The 16,643-nt window shown below is 39.6% G+C and carries 17 protein-coding genes; all 17 read left to right on the top strand.

What is annotated here, in order from left to right; translation table 11 throughout:
- The first annotated feature begins 183 nt into the window (after positions 1-183).
- The 17 genes from BUE08_RS06595 to flgF all read left to right on the top strand — a co-directional run bounded on the left by BUE08_RS06595 (position 184) and on the right by flgF (position 16,600).
- Positions 184-1,221: a glycosyltransferase family 4 protein gene (locus BUE08_RS06595; RefSeq protein WP_273039132.1), complete on the top strand. Its 1,038-nt coding sequence runs from the start codon at positions 184-186 to the stop codon at positions 1,219-1,221.
- Positions 1,222-1,235: 14 nt separating this feature from the next.
- Positions 1,236-2,390, top strand: a complete 1,155-nt coding sequence (wecB, locus tag BUE08_RS06590; protein ID WP_286680618.1) for a non-hydrolyzing UDP-N-acetylglucosamine 2-epimerase — start codon at positions 1,236-1,238, stop codon at positions 2,388-2,390.
- A gap of 164 nt (positions 2,391-2,554) precedes the next feature.
- Positions 2,555-2,875 (top strand): AtpZ/AtpI family protein, encoded by a 321-nt coding sequence (locus BUE08_RS06585; protein WP_059031105.1) that lies wholly within the window; start codon positions 2,555-2,557, stop codon positions 2,873-2,875.
- A gap of 203 nt (positions 2,876-3,078) precedes the next feature.
- Positions 3,079-3,402 (top strand): hypothetical protein, encoded by a 324-nt coding sequence (locus BUE08_RS06580; protein WP_059031107.1) that lies wholly within the window; start codon positions 3,079-3,081, stop codon positions 3,400-3,402.
- Positions 3,389-5,326, top strand: coding sequence for a V-type ATP synthase subunit I (locus BUE08_RS06575; protein ID WP_059031109.1), 1,938 nt, complete (start codon positions 3,389-3,391; stop codon positions 5,324-5,326). Before BUE08_RS06580 ends, BUE08_RS06575 begins: the two co-directional genes overlap by 14 nt.
- A 63-nt stretch (positions 5,327-5,389) precedes the next feature.
- Positions 5,390-5,869 carry a V-type ATP synthase subunit K gene (locus BUE08_RS06570; RefSeq protein ID WP_059031111.1) on the top strand — a complete coding sequence of 160 codons (480 nt, stop codon included), beginning with the start codon at positions 5,390-5,392 and terminating at the stop codon, positions 5,867-5,869.
- A gap of 14 nt (positions 5,870-5,883) precedes the next feature.
- Positions 5,884-6,486, top strand: a complete 603-nt coding sequence (locus BUE08_RS06565; RefSeq protein ID WP_213996751.1) for a V-type ATP synthase subunit E — start codon at positions 5,884-5,886, stop codon at positions 6,484-6,486.
- Between the two features lie 4 nt (positions 6,487-6,490).
- Positions 6,491-7,495 carry a V-type ATP synthase subunit C gene (locus BUE08_RS06560; protein ID WP_059031115.1) on the top strand — a complete coding sequence of 335 codons (1,005 nt, stop codon included), beginning with the start codon at positions 6,491-6,493 and terminating at the stop codon, positions 7,493-7,495.
- Positions 7,482-7,817 carry a V-type ATP synthase subunit F gene (locus BUE08_RS06555; protein WP_059031118.1) on the top strand — a complete coding sequence of 112 codons (336 nt, stop codon included), beginning with the start codon at positions 7,482-7,484 and terminating at the stop codon, positions 7,815-7,817. Before BUE08_RS06560 ends, BUE08_RS06555 begins: the two co-directional genes overlap by 14 nt.
- Entirely contained in the window at positions 7,814-9,583 is a 1,770-nt protein-coding gene (locus BUE08_RS06550; protein ID WP_059031119.1) for an ATP synthase subunit A, read from the top strand. The genes BUE08_RS06555 and BUE08_RS06550 overlap by 4 nt, the downstream gene beginning before the upstream one ends.
- A complete protein-coding gene (locus BUE08_RS06545) occupies positions 9,580-10,968 on the top strand; it encodes a V-type ATP synthase subunit B (protein WP_059031121.1) in 1,389 nt (462 codons plus the stop codon). Before BUE08_RS06550 ends, BUE08_RS06545 begins: the two co-directional genes overlap by 4 nt.
- Positions 10,965-11,585 carry a V-type ATP synthase subunit D gene (locus BUE08_RS06540; RefSeq protein ID WP_059031123.1) on the top strand — a complete coding sequence of 207 codons (621 nt, stop codon included), beginning with the start codon at positions 10,965-10,967 and terminating at the stop codon, positions 11,583-11,585. Before BUE08_RS06545 ends, BUE08_RS06540 begins: the two co-directional genes overlap by 4 nt.
- 146 nt (positions 11,586-11,731) lie before the next feature.
- Positions 11,732-12,388, top strand: coding sequence for a glycosyltransferase family 2 protein (locus BUE08_RS06535; protein WP_059031126.1), 657 nt, complete (start codon positions 11,732-11,734; stop codon positions 12,386-12,388).
- Between the two features lie 102 nt (positions 12,389-12,490).
- Positions 12,491-13,744 (top strand): UDP-N-acetylglucosamine 1-carboxyvinyltransferase, encoded by a 1,254-nt coding sequence (gene murA / locus BUE08_RS06530; protein WP_059031128.1) that lies wholly within the window; start codon positions 12,491-12,493, stop codon positions 13,742-13,744.
- A 21-nt stretch (positions 13,745-13,765) separates the two neighbouring features.
- Positions 13,766-14,704: a S66 peptidase family protein gene (locus BUE08_RS06525; RefSeq protein WP_059031274.1), complete on the top strand. Its 939-nt coding sequence runs from the start codon at positions 13,766-13,768 to the stop codon at positions 14,702-14,704.
- Positions 14,705-14,788: 84 nt separating this feature from the next.
- Positions 14,789-15,793: a rod shape-determining protein MreB gene (gene mreB, locus BUE08_RS06520; protein WP_059031129.1), complete on the top strand. Its 1,005-nt coding sequence runs from the start codon at positions 14,789-14,791 to the stop codon at positions 15,791-15,793.
- Between the two features lie 39 nt (positions 15,794-15,832).
- Complete coding sequence (gene flgF / locus BUE08_RS06515; RefSeq protein ID WP_059031132.1) at positions 15,833-16,600, top strand: flagellar basal-body rod protein FlgF; 768 nt, start codon at positions 15,833-15,835, stop codon at positions 16,598-16,600.
- Positions 16,601-16,643: the final 43 nt, after the last annotated feature.

Here is a 16,643-nt window from a genome sequence, read left to right as displayed (position 1 = left end):
TTAAAATCAATAAGTTAAAACAGATTTAATTTCTTTTGCTTGTTCTGTATAAGGTTGGCAGAGGTCTTACAAAAAAACCTAAGATTACTTGACGCGATCACATCTGCCTTTTATCATTGACAAACAATTTTGTTTGAAATAAAATAAAAAGAAGAGTATGTAAATACAAAGGGAGCGATTTCATTGCCGCATTACATATACGGTTTTTTAATGTCAATGGTTTTGGCATATTTAACTACACCGTTTGTAATGAAACTTGCTTGGAAAATCGGAGCAATAGATGTCCCGAAAGATGCCCGGCGAGTTCATAAAAAACCGATGCCTAGGCTGGGCGGACTTGCGATTTATATTTCGTTTATGGTAACAGGCTTGCTTATATTGCCGCTGGAACTTCCTTATGTCCGTGGAATATTTTTGGGAGGAAGCATCATTGTAATACTTGGAATTTTAGATGATATTTACAATCTTCCAGCAAAAGTAAAGTTGCTAGGCCAACTTGCGGCAGCAGGAGTTTTGGTGCTTTTTGGCGTTAAAGTTGAGATACTGACAAATCCTTTAGGCGGTATGATCATCTTAGGGAAATTAGCAATACCAGCGACTCTGTTTTGGGTGGTAGGTATAACGAATACTTTAAACTTTATTGACGGATTGGACGGTCTTGCAGCAGGGATAGCAGCAATTGCAGCTTTTACGATGATGCTGGTAAATTTGAGCCTAGAACAAGCGAATGGCGCTTTGGTGATGGCCCTTCTTGCAGGTGCTGCAATTGGATTTTTGCCATATAATTTTAATCCTGCAAAGATTTTTATGGGCGATACAGGTTCGATGTTTTTAGGATTTATACTGGCTGCTCAAGCTATGGAAGGCATGGTAAAGAGCGCTACTGTTATAGCTTTGATTGTGCCGATACTTGCGCTAGGACTGCCTATTTTTGATACTGTTTACGCAATTTTGCGCAGATTTGTCCATGGAAAGCCTATTATGCAAGCAGATAAGGGACATGTGCACCACCGACTTTTAGCAATAGGCATGTCTCAAAAGCAAGCTGTGCTTTATATGTACGTTATAAGCATATCTCTTGGAATATGCTCGGTAATCCTAGCTATGTTAGGCGTTAGGCAGGCACTGATAGCTTTTGCGCTACTCGCCTTTATGCTTTTGCTTTCTGCAAGACATATAAATACAACCTTGGAAGCTAAAAAAACAACTCATGGGATGTAAAGGAGAAAAAGCCATTGAACAAGATAAAGATTCTGATTATTTTTGGAACAAGACCTGAAGCCATAAAAATGGCACCATTGGTCCAGGAACTTAAAAAGAGAAACAATTTTTTTGACTGCACAATAGCAGTTACAGCTCAACACCGAGAGATGTTGGATCAGGTGCTGAGTCTTTTTAATATAAGAGCTGACCATGATTTGAATATAATGACCGATAAACAAACATTATTTGGCATTACGACCACTGCACTTCTGGGATTGGGAGAAGTGCTTGATAAGACAAAGCCTGACATGGTAATAGTACACGGTGATACAACTACCACCTTTGCGGGTGCGCTGGCGGCTTTCTACTATAAGGTGAAAGTAGGACATGTGGAAGCAGGACTTCGCACTCACAATAAATGGCTGCCTTTTCCGGAAGAAATGAACAGAAAGCTAACTGGTTCACTGGCTGATATACATTTTTCGCCAACTGAAACCGCAAAACGGAACTTGCTGGCTGAAGGCGTTGACCCACAAAATATTATAGTTACCGGCAACACAATAATAGATGCGCTGCAGACTACCGTCAAAGAGAATTTTGTTTTCTCAACAGATATTTTAAACAATATAGATTACACAAAAGAAAAAGTTATCTTAGTCACGGCTCATCGCAGAGAAAATTTAGGAAAGCCTCTAGATGACATATGCCACGGGCTTAAAAAACTGGCAGATGATTTTAATGACATTAGGATAATATATCCTGTGCATTTAAATCCTGCTGTACAGGATACTGTTTTTAACGTTTTAGCGGGTCATGAGCGAATATTGCTTTTAAATCCCTTAAATACCGATGAAATGCACAACTTGATGGCTAGAAGTTATATGGTAATTACTGATTCCGGTGGCTTGCAGGAAGAAGCCCCATCCCTTGGGAAGCCGGTTCTTGTTTTAAGAAATGAAACCGAAAGACCCGAAGCGGTAGATGCGGGAACTGTCAAAGTAATAGGAACAGAAATAGATACCATATACAAAGAAGCGGCGAAGCTTTTGACAGATAAAGCAGAATATGAAAAAATGGCAAACTCTATAAATCCCTATGGAGACGGCTATGCTTCCAGGAGAATTGCAGACTTTTTACTCTATTATTTTGGGGTTACCCAAAGCAGGCCTGAAGAATTTAGGTCTTGAATAATATGACTTATATAGTATAATAATGTTTATTAAGGGAACTTTTTAAGTTCCATATTTTTTATAAGTTCTCTCTAATATTTAGAAACAGGGGAAAATGTTACCTGTCAATGTGATAAAATTCACATATAATATTTTACAAAATTAAGAGGCATGATGGATATTTGGAAAGATCAATAATAAATAAAAGTCTCGCTAAACACTGCTTATCTGGTTTGAATTTAACATGCTCATGTTGTATAATTTATACCATGAAAGATTTTAAAAAAGGCGTCAAATATCTAGCGATCGCAATGCAAATAGGGATAGATATTGCTCTACCTATAGCAAGCGGCATATACATCGGAGCTTATTTAGACCAAAGATTTTCTACTGGTAGCGCATTTTTAATTTGCGGTTTTCTTCTAGGTTTAGGTTCGAGCATAGCAGTAGTTTACAGACTAATATCTTACCAGCTTGACAAGAAAGATGACGATAAAAAATAGCTTTCACTTCCTAAATAAAGCAAGAGGTGAGGTGAATCGTCAAATATTCTAAAATTTGCTATATATAACTGTATTATGATAGTTATATATAGCAGTTGACTGAAATGCGGTGAACATCTTAACAAAGAACTTAAGATGTTGATAATGCCAGATATTACCAAATTTGCCGCAATAATCATTCTATACAAGGAGGTGGGTAACTATTGAAAGAAGTATTAGAGGATATAAAAGCTGCGGAAGAAAAGGCGAGACAGATGATAGAAGAAGCCGAAAAAGAAGCAAAGGCAATCCTTGCTAAAGCAACCGAAAAAGGTGAGTCAATGTTGGAAGATGCTAAGAAGCAAGGCGAAGAGCAGAGACAAAAACTTATGCAGGATGCAGAAACTGAGGCGTCAAAGGTTGTTGAAGACCTCAAAAGAGAACATGAGCAGCAAATCAAGCATTTAAAAGAGACTGCCGCTAAAAAGGCAGACAAAGCGGCAGATATGATCGTAGAGAGGATTGTGAAGTTCCATGGCAATAGTTAAAATGGAAAAAATGCATCTTTTGGCCCTGAAAAGCGAACAAAGCAAATTAATGCAGACTCTTCAAAAAACAGGCATTGTAGAAGTGATTGATATTACAGAAGATGGAAACGAAGAAAAACAGGGACATAAAGAAGATAGAATCCGAGACGAAATTGCAAAAGAATTAGCGGAATTGGAAGCTAAGCTTAGCGATTTAAAGTTTGGTATTGATTTTTTAAAGCCCTATTCAAAATCTCCGAATCCTCTTATATATGGCAAGCCTGATGTAAAAAAAGATGAGCTGTCAGAGATTCTATCAGCTGAATCTAAAATTAAAAAAAGTCTTCAAGTGGTCTTTGATTTAGACAAAAAAATCGTGCACCTAAAATCTGAAGAATCAAAGATATTAAACCAAATAGATTTTCTTATGCCCTGGCAAGGCCTTGATATTCCCTTAGAGCAATTGGGCTATACGGATAAAGCTGCTTTTATGGCAGGCGTTATTCCACGCAAATCAAAGGATAAGCTGGAAGAAAAAATAGAAGAAAACTCTTTGTTGGCAGATATAAAAGTTATCGGCGAAAGGCGAGATGACTTGTATGTGCTTATCATATATCATATAAGCGGCAAAGAAGAAATCCAAAACCTTTTCAAAGAGTTTTCGGTCACTATACAAGATTTTATGGGACTTCAAGGAGCTCCTTCTGAAATAATAGAACAGAGTAAAAAAAGACTGGATGAGATACAAAAAGAGCGCGAAGCCATTAAGACTCAGGCTCAAGGCATGACTCAAGAGCTATTTAATTTTGAAGTTCTATATGACTATTATATGATTGAAAAAGATAGAAAGACAAATACATTGAAGCTCTTTGACACCGATAAATCCTTTTATTTACAGGCTTGGATACCTAAGGAGCGCAAAACTTACATAACAGAGATTATATCTAAAATTACAGACATGGTTTATGTAGAATTTACAGAACCGGAAGAAAATGATGATATACCAGTTCTTCTTTCAAACTCAAAGCTGGTTGAACCATTTGAAGTAATTACCGAACTTTATAGCCTGCCGGATCCTCGCGGAATCGATCCGAACCCTTATATGGCTCCATTCTACTGGATATTTTTTGGGATGATGCTAAGCGATGCAGGATACGGCATTATATTAAGCTTACTTACGGCTGTAGCGTTATTAAAGTTTAAGCTCGAAGGCTCAGGTAAGAAGTTTATAAAGATGTTTTTCCTCTGCGGAATATCCACAACTATCTGGGGCGCGATTTTCGGCGGTTGGTTTGGGGATCTTATCAAGATAAAGCCATTGTGGATAAATCCTTTAGACAATCCTATGGCTGTTTTAATAGTTTCATTTGCATTAGGCGTAATTCAAATATATACAGGGATAATATTAGAGGGATATAAAAACATTAGAGATGGTCATGTATTAGATGCCATAATGGATCAGGGATTCTGGCTTTTGCTTCTTACCGGTATTTTAATGTTTGTATTCCAGCCGCTTGCGGGAATAGCAAAGTATTTAGCTATTATTGGGGTAGTTGGTCTTGTATTAACTCAAGGAAGAGCGCAAAAAAACGTTCTAATGAAATTTGCTTCCGGTGTTTTAAGTTTATATAATATAACAGGTTATTTAAGCGATTTACTATCTTACTCCAGACTATTGGCCTTAGGCCTTACTACTGGTGTTATAGCTAGTGTTATAAATACAATGGCAAAGACGATAAGTGGAAGCATTATAGGGTTCATAATTATGATTTTAGTATTATTAGGCGGACACGTATTTAATATAGTAATCAATGCATTAGGTGCATATGTTCACAGCAGCCGTTTGCAGTATATTGAATTCTTCAGTAAGTTTTATGAAAGTGGCGGACGGGCGTTTGACCCCTTAAGAATTAAAACAACTTATGTTAAGTTGGAAGATTTATAATACTAACTTATTAAATACTAATTTGTATTATGATTTATAATAAATTTTGAGGAGGAATTGTAAATGTCGTTAACTTTTGGACAAGTAATAGCACTTATAGGAGCAGCTTTGGCTGTAGCCCTGCCTGGAATTGGTTCTGCAAGAGGAGTGGGCCTTGTAGGTGAGAGTGCCTCAGGACTTATTACAGAAGACCCAAGTAAATTCGGGCAATCACTTATACTTCAAGCCCTTCCCGGAACACAGGGAATCTATGGCTTTCTTGCGGGATTCTTAACAATCCAAAAGATTGGTTTGCTATCCGGGACATTGTTAGATATTACACCATTTCAAGGATGGCTGATATTCGCATCCTGTATGCCGATTGCCATAGTTGGCCTCATGTCTGCCATATACCAGGGACGTGTAGCCGCAGCTGCAATCGGTATAATATCTAAACGACCTGAAGAAGTAGCCAAAGGAATAACTTTTGCCGCTATGGTTGAGACGTACGCCGTGCTTTCGCTACTTGCAACCATACTAATGCTCTTTGGCATTAGTATATAAGGGAGTGTCTTGCCGTGGAGGGTATTGCAAGAATAAAAGAGACTATATTAGAAGAAGCAAAACAAGAAAAAGAAAAAATTATTAATGAGGCGAAAACGCAAGCAAAAGAAATAGAGGCAAGGTATAAAAGCCAAGTCGATCAAATACTTGGCAGCATATTAGAAAAGGCAAAAAAAGCGGCAGAAGAGAAAAAACGCAGAATAATTTCCATGGCTGAACTAGAAAATAGAAAAGGCCTGCTTAAAGCAAAACAGGAAATTATTGATGAGGTTTTTGAAAAGGCGAAGAAAAAATTAAAAGCTCTGCCGGATGAACAGTATCGAAATCTTATAGCCGATATGCTTATAAAAAGCACAATTACAGGAAATGAAGAAGTTATAATATCCGAAAGTGACAGACAGAGGATAACACCGGAATTTATCAAAGAAATTAATGAAAAACTTAAAGATATGGGCAAGCAGGGAAATTTGAGAATTTCCAAAACTTCAGAAGATATGATAGGCGGTTTTATCTTAAAGTCTGAAGATGTAGAAATCAACAGCACATTTGATTCCCTTATAAAAATGGAAAGGGAAGAATTGGAAACAGAAATAGCCAAAATACTTTTCGAGGAGTGATTAAATGGCTAAAGATACAGATTTCTTATACGTTTCGGCTAGAATAAAGTTTTTAGAAACTAAGCTCCTCGGAAAAAGCGCCATCGACAGGCTTCTTGATGCTCCCGGTATAGATGATGCCCTAAAAGCGCTGAGTGATACAGAGTATGGCAGCGATATTGCTGAAATGGAAAATATATATGATTTTGAAAAGGTTTTAGAGCACAGTATGTTAAGGACCATTGATACGCTCAAAGAATCCTTCAAGAATCATGAGCTGATAAGATTTTTTAACCTTAAAAATGATTATCACAATCTTAAAGTGATTTTAAAGGGCAATATCCTGGGCACAGAAGTCAAGGAGTACTTTTCACATCTAGGTGAAGTTTCGCCTGAAGAAATGCAAAAATATGCCCAGGGCGAAAACAGCGCAGCTGTACCGGATAATTTCAAAGAGGCATATGACAAAGCCTTAGAAATTTACGATGCGACAAAAGACCCGCAAAAAATCGATCTGTTTTTAGACCAAGCCTTATTTAAAGAGATGGAAAAAATTACAGAGCAATCAAAAATTCCTTTTTTAAAAGTATACTTAGCCGCACTTTCCGATATTACAAATATAAAAACAATGTTGAGGCTTAAAAAAGCAGATTCAGACATACGAACGTTAGAAAGCGCGTTGGTCGTTGGCGGCAGTTTAAAGAGCGATTTTTTTAAGGAGATTTTTACAGGCAGCACTCAGAGCATAATAGAGGCCTTTAGTTCAACGCCTTATTATGAGATAGTTGAAGAAGGTCTTACGGCCTGGGAGTCTACAGGCAGTCCTCTAGTGCTTGAAAAAATGGCCGATAATTACTTAATGGCTCTTGCGAGAAAAGGCTTGTATACACCTTTTGGCCCGGAAACAGTAGTAGGATATATGGCAGCAAGAGACAATGAGCTAAAGCTTCTAAGAATTATCCTAGTTGGAAAGATTAATGGCATATCCTCGGATATGATAAGGGAGCGATTAAGAGATGTCTACATATAAAATGGCTGTGGTAGGAGATAAAGACACAGTTCTTGCTTTCAAATCTCTGGGTGTTGATATATTCCCCGTGCTGGACGGCAAAGAAGCAAGCTTTACAATGACGAGGCTTGCAAAAGATAATTATGCTGTAATTTTTGTAACAGAGCAAATAGCTAAAGAAATCCCGGAGAAAATAGATCAATTTAGAAATCAGATGCTCCCGGCAATTACCTTGATTCCAAGTAACCAAGGGAGTTTAGGGATAGGTATGGGAGAAGTCAAGAAATCCGTGGAAAAAGCCATTGGAGTAGATATCATTTTTGGAAAAGAGGGAGAGGAATGACAGGTGGCAAGATAGTTAAAGTTTCCGGTCCCCTCGTAGTGGCTACAGGGCTGCCTGAAGCCAAGATGTTCGACGTGGTCAAAGTTGGAGAGCAAGGCCTGGTTGGCGAGGTTATAGAGGTTCATGGAGAGAGAATTTCTATTCAAGTCTATGAAGAAACCTCCGGCTTGGGCCCCGGGGACCCGGTGGTTTCTACAGGGCTCCCCCTTAGCGTTGAATTGGGACCCGGACTACTGGAAGGAATATTCGACGGCATTCAGCGTCCACTTGATGTTATAGAATCATCAGTTGGAAGCTATATAACAAGAGGTATTGATATTCCCGCATTAGACAGAAAAAGGAAATGGGCATTTACGCCTATTGCAAAAAAAGGACAAAAGGTTATGGGAGGAGATTTCCTGGGAACAGTTCAAGAAACTGTTATCGTGGAACATAAAGTAATGGTGCCTCCCGGTATTGCCGGCGAAATTGTTGAAATATATGAAGGCGAATTTACAGTTACAGACGTGATTGCAAAAATAAAAACCGAAAAAGGCGATATAGTCGATGTTACTATGATGCAAAAATGGCCTGTTCGAATGATACGGCCATATAAAGAAAAACTTCCTCCAAAAGAGCCGATGGCTACAGGACAGCGAGTTATTGACACCTTTTTCCCTGTAGCAAAAGGTGGTTCTGCATGTATCCCGGGACCTTTCGGTAGCGGAAAGACCGTTGTGCAGCACCAGCTGGCAAAGTGGGCAGATGCTGAGATTGTCGTATATATTGGCTGCGGCGAGCGCGGCAACGAGATGACCGATGTGCTAATGGAATTCCCTGAACTGCGCGATCCTAAAACCGGTGAACCGCTAATGAAAAGGACCGTCCTTATAGCAAATACATCTAATATGCCTGTGGCAGCTCGAGAAGCATCCATATATACAGGCATAACAATAGCAGAATATTTTCGGGATATGGGCTACAGTGTAGCATTAATGGCCGACTCTACATCCCGCTGGGCAGAAGCCTTAAGAGAAATGTCGGGACGATTGGAAGAAATGCCTGGCGACGAAGGCTATCCTGCATATCTTGCAAGAAGAATAGCTGAGTTTTATGAAAGGGCAGGAAGGGTTATTACCCTTGGCAGTGATGAAAGGGAAGGGGCGCTAACTGCAGTTGGAGCAGTTTCACCTCCCGGCGGCGATCTTTCAGAACCGGTAACTCAGGCCACTCTTCGAGTTGTAAAAGTGTTCTGGGCACTAGATGCATCCCTTGCATATGCAAGACATTTCCCTGCCATAAATTGGCTTACAAGTTATTCCCTGTATTCCGATACAGTTGAAGAATATATGAATCAAAATGTAGCCAGTGATTGGAAGGAATTAAGGGCAGAAGCCATGAGACTTTTACAGGAAGAGGCAAACTTGCAGGAAATTGTAAGGTTGGTAGGTATCGATGCGCTTTCCATAAAAGACCGACTTATATTGGAAGTGGCCAGATCGATTAGAGAAGATTTTCTGCATCAGAATGCCTTTCATGAAATTGATACTTATACTTCTCTTGCTAAGCAGTATAAAATGCTAAAACTTATTTTGACATTTTATGAAGAATCGAAGAAAGCCCTGGATGCAGGAGTTGTATTTTCAGAAATAGAAAATCTGCCGGTGCGTGAAAGAATAGGTAGAATGAAATACGCAGATGAGAAAGACGAAAAAATATTCGATGAGATTGAAGCGGAGCTAAAAGCACAGCTTGCGGCCTTGATGGAAGGGGGAAAAGCTGAATGATTAAAGAATACAGGACAGCTAGAGAGATTGCAGGCCCCTTGATGATGGTTGAAAATGTGGAAGGCGTAAAATACAATGAGCTTGTTGAAATAGAAACAGCATCAGGCGAAATACGACGAGGCCAGGTACTCGAAATTGATGGAGATAAAGCACTGGTTCAGCTTTTCGAAGGCTCAACAGGACTGAATATAAATGACTGCAAAATTAGATTTTTAGGCAAAAGCATTCAGCTTGGCGTCTCAGCCGATATGCTAGGAAGAGTATTTGACGGATCGGGAAGGCCAAAAGATAACGGTCCGAAGATTATCGCGGAAAAACGGCTTGATATTGACGGCAGCCCTATAAATCCGGCTGCTAGAGACTACCCCTCAGAGTTCATCCAGACCGGTATCTCGGCAATTGACGGATTAAATACCCTTGTCAGAGGCCAGAAACTGCCGATATTTTCAGGTTCAGGTCTGCCCCATGCCCAGCTTGCAGCTCAGATAGCAAGACAGGCTAAGGTGCTTGGTGCAGAAAGCAAATTCGCTGTTGTATTTGCAGCAATGGGCATTACCTTTGAAGAAGCAAATTACTTCATATCTGACTTTAGAAAAACAGGCGCCATAGATAGATCTGTACTTTTTATAAATCTTGCAAACGATCCGGCAATCGAACGTATATCTACTCCTCGTATGGCGCTTACATGCGCAGAGTTTCTTGCCTTCGAAAAAGACATGCATGTTTTGGTTATACTAACCGATATGACTAATTATTGTGAGGCCCTTCGAGAGGTCTCTGCGGCACGAAAAGAGGTTCCCGGACGCAGAGGCTATCCCGGCTACTTATACACTGACCTTTCATCAATATATGAAAGAGCCGGACGATTAAAGGGAAAGAAAGGTTCAATTACCCAAATACCGATTTTAACAATGCCAGAAGATGACAAGACTCACCCTATACCTGACCTAACCGGTTATATAACCGAAGGCCAGATAATCTTGAGCCGAGAACTGTTTACAAAAGGAATAACCCCTCCGATTGATGTTTTGCCTTCCTTGTCAAGACTTAAAGATAAAGGAATCGGTAAAGGCAAAACCAGAGAAGACCACGCAGATACCATGAACCAGCTTTTTGCTGCATATGCTCGCGGTAAAGAAGCTAAGGAACTTGCGGTAATTTTGGGAGAAGCGGCTCTTAGTGATGCGGATAAACTTTTTGCAAAGTTTGCCGATGAGTTTGAAAAACGCTATGTTTCTCAGGGAGAAAATGAGGACAGAAGTATCGAAGAAACCCTCAATCTTGGATGGGAGCTGTTGACAATCCTGCCTAAAGCGGAACTAAAGAGGGTAAGAGATGAGTATATCGAAAAATATCTGCCTGACAAGGGAGAAGATCAACAATGAATACTCGAGTAAACCCAACTCGTATGGAACTTACTCGCCTAAAAAGGCAGATAGTTGTGGCAAGGCGCGGACATAAGCTCCTTAAAGACAAACAAGACGAGCTCATAAAGCGGTTTATTGATTTAATTAAAGAAAATAAGCGATTAAGAGAAGAAGTTGAGCATGATCTGGAAATAGCTTTAAAGAGTTTTATAATGGCGCGAAGCCAGATGCCTCAAGAAGTTTTGGAAGAAAGTCTTATGATTCCAACAGCGCGAGTAAGTATCGAAATAGGCAAACAGAACATCATGAGTGTAAACGTTCCAAAGATAAATATTCATCAAGAAGAAGGCGGAAATATTTATTCCTACGGCCTTGCGAACACGTCTGCAGAGCTAGACAGTGCCATAAGCATACTTGCCGGTATGCTTCCGAAGATGCTAAAGCTTTCAGAAATAGAAAAAACCTGCCAATTGATGGCTGACGAAATCGAAAAGACAAGGCGCAGAGTCAATGCTCTAGAATATGTTATGATACCTTCCATGGAAGAAACCATAAAATATATAACCATGAAACTTGATGAAAATGAACGCTCAACAATAACAAGACTCATGAAAATCAAAGAGATGGTTATGTAAATCAAAAACCCTTACCACTGCTTATGTGTGTAAGGGTTTTAACATATATTAAACCTGAAAAGAGGATTTCCAAAAAATAAAGAGAATTATCATATTACAGGATAATTGTATAGGATAATTCGGAAGTGAAGGGATTGACTTACTAAATGAAGTCTGTTGCAATTATTATTCCTGCATATAATGAAGCACCCAGAATAGGAGCGGTTCTTAACGTGGTATGCAGTTATCCGCGAGAGAAACGCATCGTTGTAGTTGATGACGGTTCGAAAGATGCAACTTATGAAGCTGCAAAAAATTACGATGTAGAAAAAATAATAAGACATGATAGAAACTTAGGGAAGGGCGCAGCTCTTCAAACCGGAATAGATTACATTAAAGATTCTCCTTTGTGGCTTTTTATTGATGCAGATTTGATAAACCTTGACCATCACCATTTAGATCAGCTGCTTTTTCCGCTTGAAGAAGATTCAAGAGTTGGTATGACAATCGGGATGCTTGTCAGTAAAAGCAAGAAAAACGTCAATCTTGCACAAAAGTATTTTTCAATTTTAAATGGCCAGCGAGGACTTGCCAATTTTTTTGTAAAAAGCCTGCCTTCCCTTGCCTGGGCAAGATTTGGAGTAGAAGTTTTTCTAAGCAATATAGCAAAGATGAATAATGTTTCGGTTGTAGAGCCTATATTAAATAATGTAACTCATTATACTAAGGAAGAAAAATACGGCTTTATTTATGGGTTTCCATACAGACTTAGAATGTATAAAGAATGCCTGTATGCCTACTTTAATTGGAAAAAATATATTTAAATCATTTTTATGCTCTTGTAACAGGAATGTATTTAATGTAAACTTAAAAGGGTGTAATTTAACCAACTTTGACAGTTAAATAAACTATCGGAGGGAAAACCATTGTCAAGTATTGTTGTTGAAGGGGGAAAACCTCTTAAAGGAACGGTAAGAATAAGTAGTGCGAAAAATGCGGTTTTACCTGTAATGGCAGCGGCTTTACTTACTGAGGCCGAATGTGCAATTGAAGACGCTCCCGAACTTGAGGATGTAAAAGTAATGCGAGAAGTATTAAGGGCTATGGGAGCCGATGTCTGCCGCCAGGGAGACTGTATAAAAATAAGTGCTAAAACAGTAAGCTCGTTTGAGGCTCCCTATGACTTGGTAAGAAAAATGAGGGCTTCTTTTCTGGTGATGGGGCCTACTCTTGCCAGAAAAGGAAGAGCGCGTATTTCTATGCCGGGAGGATGTGCAATAGGTTCTAGACCAATAGACCTGCATTTAAAAGGATTTGCCGCCTTAGGTGCTGATATTGAACTAGGACATGGATTTGTTGAGGCTAAATGCGATAAGCTTATAGGAGCTCCGATTTATCTAGACTTTCCCAGTGTAGGAGCTACAGAGAATATAATGATGGCAGCGTCTTTGGCCGAAGGCCAGACAACTATTGAAAATGCAGCTAAAGAACCTGAAATAATTGATTTGGCAAATTTTCTAAATAGTATGGGAGCAAAGATTCGCGGCGCAGGCACTGATATAATAAAAATCGAAGGCGTAAAAGAACTTGCAGGAATTTCATATACAGTGATTCCCGACAGAATTGAAACAGGCACCTTTCTTGTAGCAGGAGCGATAACGGGAGGCAATATACTTTTAGAAAACGTTGTTCCTGAGCACTTAAAACCTGTAATAGCAAAACTTATAGAATGCGGTGCAAAAGTTGCAGAAGAGCCTGAGGGTCTTAGAGTAATCGGTGATGGCAGGCCTCGCCCTTCGGATATCAAGACTCTGCCGTATCCCGGATTCCCAACAGACATGCAGGCTCAGATGATGGCTTATCTTAGCATTGCAGACGGAACAAGCATGGTTACCGAAACGGTTTTTGAAAATCGATTTATGCATGTAGAAGAGCTAAAACGCATGGGTGCAAAGATAAAAATCGAAGGAAGAAGTGCAATAATCGAGGGAGTTGAAAAGCTTTCAGGAGCGCCGGTTAAGGCTACTGATCTTAGAGCAGGGGCTGCTTTGATTTTAGCAGGCCTTGCCGCGGAAGGTTTGACACAGGTTATGAATACTCATCATATTTACCGCGGTTATGTAGATATTGTTGGAAAACTTAGAAGTTTAGGAGCTACCATAACAGAAAGCGAACAATAATATATGAAAGCAGGCGTAAATGTGGTAAAACCAAAGGCCCTGAAAAAGGGCGACACCATCGGGGTTGTGGCCCCAAGTGGTTTTTCCGAAGAAAGCAATTTAAATAAGGCAAAAGCTATTCTTGAAAATGAAGGCTATATAGTAAAATGTGGAAAATCATGCTATGAAAAATATGGCTATCTTGCAGGACATGATGAAATAAGAGCCGAAGACATAAATCTGATGTTTCAAAACCCTGAAATCGATGCGGTTTTTTGCATGAAAGGCGGCTATGGAGCGCCTAGAATATTAGACCGGATAGACTACGAAAGCATTTCAAAAAACCCAAAAATATTTATCGGATACAGTGATATTACAGCACTGCACATACCATTTGTACAAAAATCCGGCTTAGTTACATTTCACGGCCCCATGCTCACATCTGATTTTTTGTCAAAGGAATTTTTCGAGCAAGCATTTCGGGATATGCTGCGGGCGCTGACAACTCCAGAGCCTCTTGGGAAAATAAAAGCTCCGCCAATGTGTCCGAAAGAAGAGATGCTCGTTGCCGGATCAGCAGAAGGCACTACTATTGGCGGCAACTTGTCACTTATAGCAGCATCTCTAGGAACTCCTTATGAGATTGATACAAAACAAAAACTCCTACTGCTTGAAGACGTTGACGAGGAACCTTACAGCATAGACAGAATGCTTACTCAACTAAGACTTGCAGGTAAATTGGAAGAAGCTTCAGGAATTGTTCTAGGCCAGTTTACAAATTGTAATCCGAAAGAACCTGAAAACAGTCTGACCCTCGATGAGGTTTTCCTCGATATACTTGTCCCTTTAGGAAAACCGATAATAAAAAATGTTTGCTTTGGTCACGGACCTTATAAATATACCCTGCCGCTGGGCGTAAAAGCCAGGATAGACCAAGAAGAAACTGCTTTTATAGTGGAGGAAAGCGCACTTCACTTATAAATTTAAAATAAAAAAGGATTTTGGAAAAAAATGTAGAATTAAAATTTAAATGCGCTAAATTAAATAGGAGGTAAAGAATTTTTTATGGATATAGGTATTGATTTAGGAACTGCTTCAGTTCTCGTATATGTTAAAGGCAAGGGAATTGTCCTACAGGAACCTTCTGTAGTTGCTATGGATAAATCAACCGGCAAGATGCTGGCTGTTGGAGAAGCGGCTCGCAAGATGATTGGGCGCACCCCGGGAAATATAGTGGCTATCCGCCCGCTAAAGGAAGGGGTTATTGCCGATTATTCTACTACAGAAATAATGCTCAAATATTTCATGAGTAAAATAGGGGCAAGCAGGATTTTCAGACCTCGAATAATGATATGTGTGCCAACTGTGGTTACGACAGTTGAAAAAAGAGCTGTCATTGAAGCTGCCGCCGCGGCAGGGGCAAGGCAAACATATCTGATAGAGGAGCCGATAGCTGCTGCCATAGGTGCAGGCATAGATATTTCAAAACCTTTTGGAAGTATGGTAGTTGATATTGGTGGAGGAACCACTGATATAGCTGTCATGTCATTAGGCGGCATTGTCTGCGGTGAGTCTCTTAGAGTAGCAGGAGATAAGTTTGACGATTCAATTGTAAGATTTGTAAAAAAAGAATTTAACCTTATGATAGGCGAACGCACTGCTGAAGAAGTAAAGATAAATATAGCCAATGTTTTCCCTGAAAGCGAAGAAGATAGAGCTGTTTCTATGGAGGTAAGAGGACGCAGCTTAATAAGTGGTCTTCCACAAAATATTACAATTAATGCGGGACAAACATGCGAAGCGCTCCAAGAGCCTGTAGAGCAGATCGTAAATGCGATATATGGTGTTTTAGAAAAGACGCCGCCTGAACTTGCGTCTGATATAAGCGAAAGAGGAATTGTAATGACAGGTGGCGGCTCACTGTTAAAAGGAATGGACAAGATAATTTCTACTCGCACAGGCATTCCCGTCATAATTGCAGAAAATGCCATTTCAGCTGTTGCTATAGGGGCAGGAAAAGCTCTTGAAAATCTCGATATGCTGGGACCACACGCGATTTACACAAAATAGCTTTAAATAATATAATTTGAAATGAGGGGAGGTGGTTTTTTGATACGAGGTCTTTATACAGGGGCTTCAGGAATGATTTCTGAAATGAATAAAACAGATGTTATATCAAACAATCTTGCCAATGCAAGCACTACAGGTTTTAAGAAAGACAGGGCGGTTTTTAAGGCGTTTCCAGAAATGGATATTCATCGGATAAACGATCCGATAAGATCCGGCATAAATAGGTTGGTTGACCCAAGACCTTTTATCGGTTCTATGGGCACAGGCGCTATAACAGACGAAGTAAGCACAGATTTTTCTCAAGGTCCCATAAAAACTACATCAAATCCGCTGGATATAGCATTAAGCGGTGAAGGGTTCTTTAGTGTCCAGACTCCTGAAGGTATAAGATATACCAGAGACGGCAGCTTTACTACAGATACGAACAATTTTCTTATAACAAAAGAAGGCTATTATGTTTTAGGCCAAAACGGGCTCATTGAGCTAAATGGCGAAAGCGATATTATCATAAACCGCCAGGGAGAAATATTTGCAGATGGTGAGATAGTAGACAGACTTCAAATAGTAGATTTTGAAGATAAGGGAAACCTTGAAAAACAGGGAGACAATTTGTATATGGCAAACGCTCAAGACATAGCATCTGTTGCTGAAGTAATTCAAGGAGCCCTGGAAAGCTCAAATGTTAATACTATTTCAGAGATGGTTGACTTAATTACTACTTCAAGGGCCTATGAAGCCAGTCAAAAGGTAATAACTACACATGATGAACTTTTAGGAAAGGCAGTAAATGATATAGCTGCAATATAATCTTTATCTTTTAGGGCCGGACTGAATATTCAGAGGCCCTCCA

Source organism: Tepidanaerobacter sp. EBM-49, from assembly GCF_001896645.1.
GTDB lineage: Bacteria > Bacillota > Thermosediminibacteria > Thermosediminibacterales > Tepidanaerobacteraceae > Tepidanaerobacter > Tepidanaerobacter syntrophicus.
The sequence above is the reverse complement of the archived record's forward strand: the minus strand, read 5'-3'. Positions and strand labels throughout refer to the sequence as shown.

Bases quoted from the DNA above. Each gene is read 5' to 3' on its own strand.
- BUE08_RS06575 (WP_059031109.1), top strand. From the start codon at position 3,389: ATGGCAATAGTTAAAATGGAAAAAATGCATCTTTTGGCCCTGAAAAGC.
- BUE08_RS06570 (WP_059031111.1), top strand. From the start codon at position 5,390: ATGTCGTTAACTTTTGGACAAGTAATAGCACTTATAGGAGCAGCTTTG.
- BUE08_RS06560 (WP_059031115.1), top strand. From the start codon at position 6,491: ATGGCTAAAGATACAGATTTCTTATACGTTTCGGCTAGAATAAAGTTT.
- BUE08_RS06555 (WP_059031118.1), top strand. From the start codon at position 7,482: ATGTCTACATATAAAATGGCTGTGGTAGGAGATAAAGACACAGTTCTT.
- BUE08_RS06550 (WP_059031119.1), top strand. From the start codon at position 7,814: ATGACAGGTGGCAAGATAGTTAAAGTTTCCGGTCCCCTCGTAGTGGCT.
- BUE08_RS06545 (WP_059031121.1), top strand. From the start codon at position 9,580: ATGATTAAAGAATACAGGACAGCTAGAGAGATTGCAGGCCCCTTGATG.
- BUE08_RS06540 (WP_059031123.1), top strand. From the start codon at position 10,965: ATGAATACTCGAGTAAACCCAACTCGTATGGAACTTACTCGCCTAAAA.
- BUE08_RS06535 (WP_059031126.1), top strand. From the start codon at position 11,732: ATGAAGTCTGTTGCAATTATTATTCCTGCATATAATGAAGCACCCAGA.
- mreB (WP_059031129.1), top strand. From the start codon at position 14,789: ATGGATATAGGTATTGATTTAGGAACTGCTTCAGTTCTCGTATATGTT.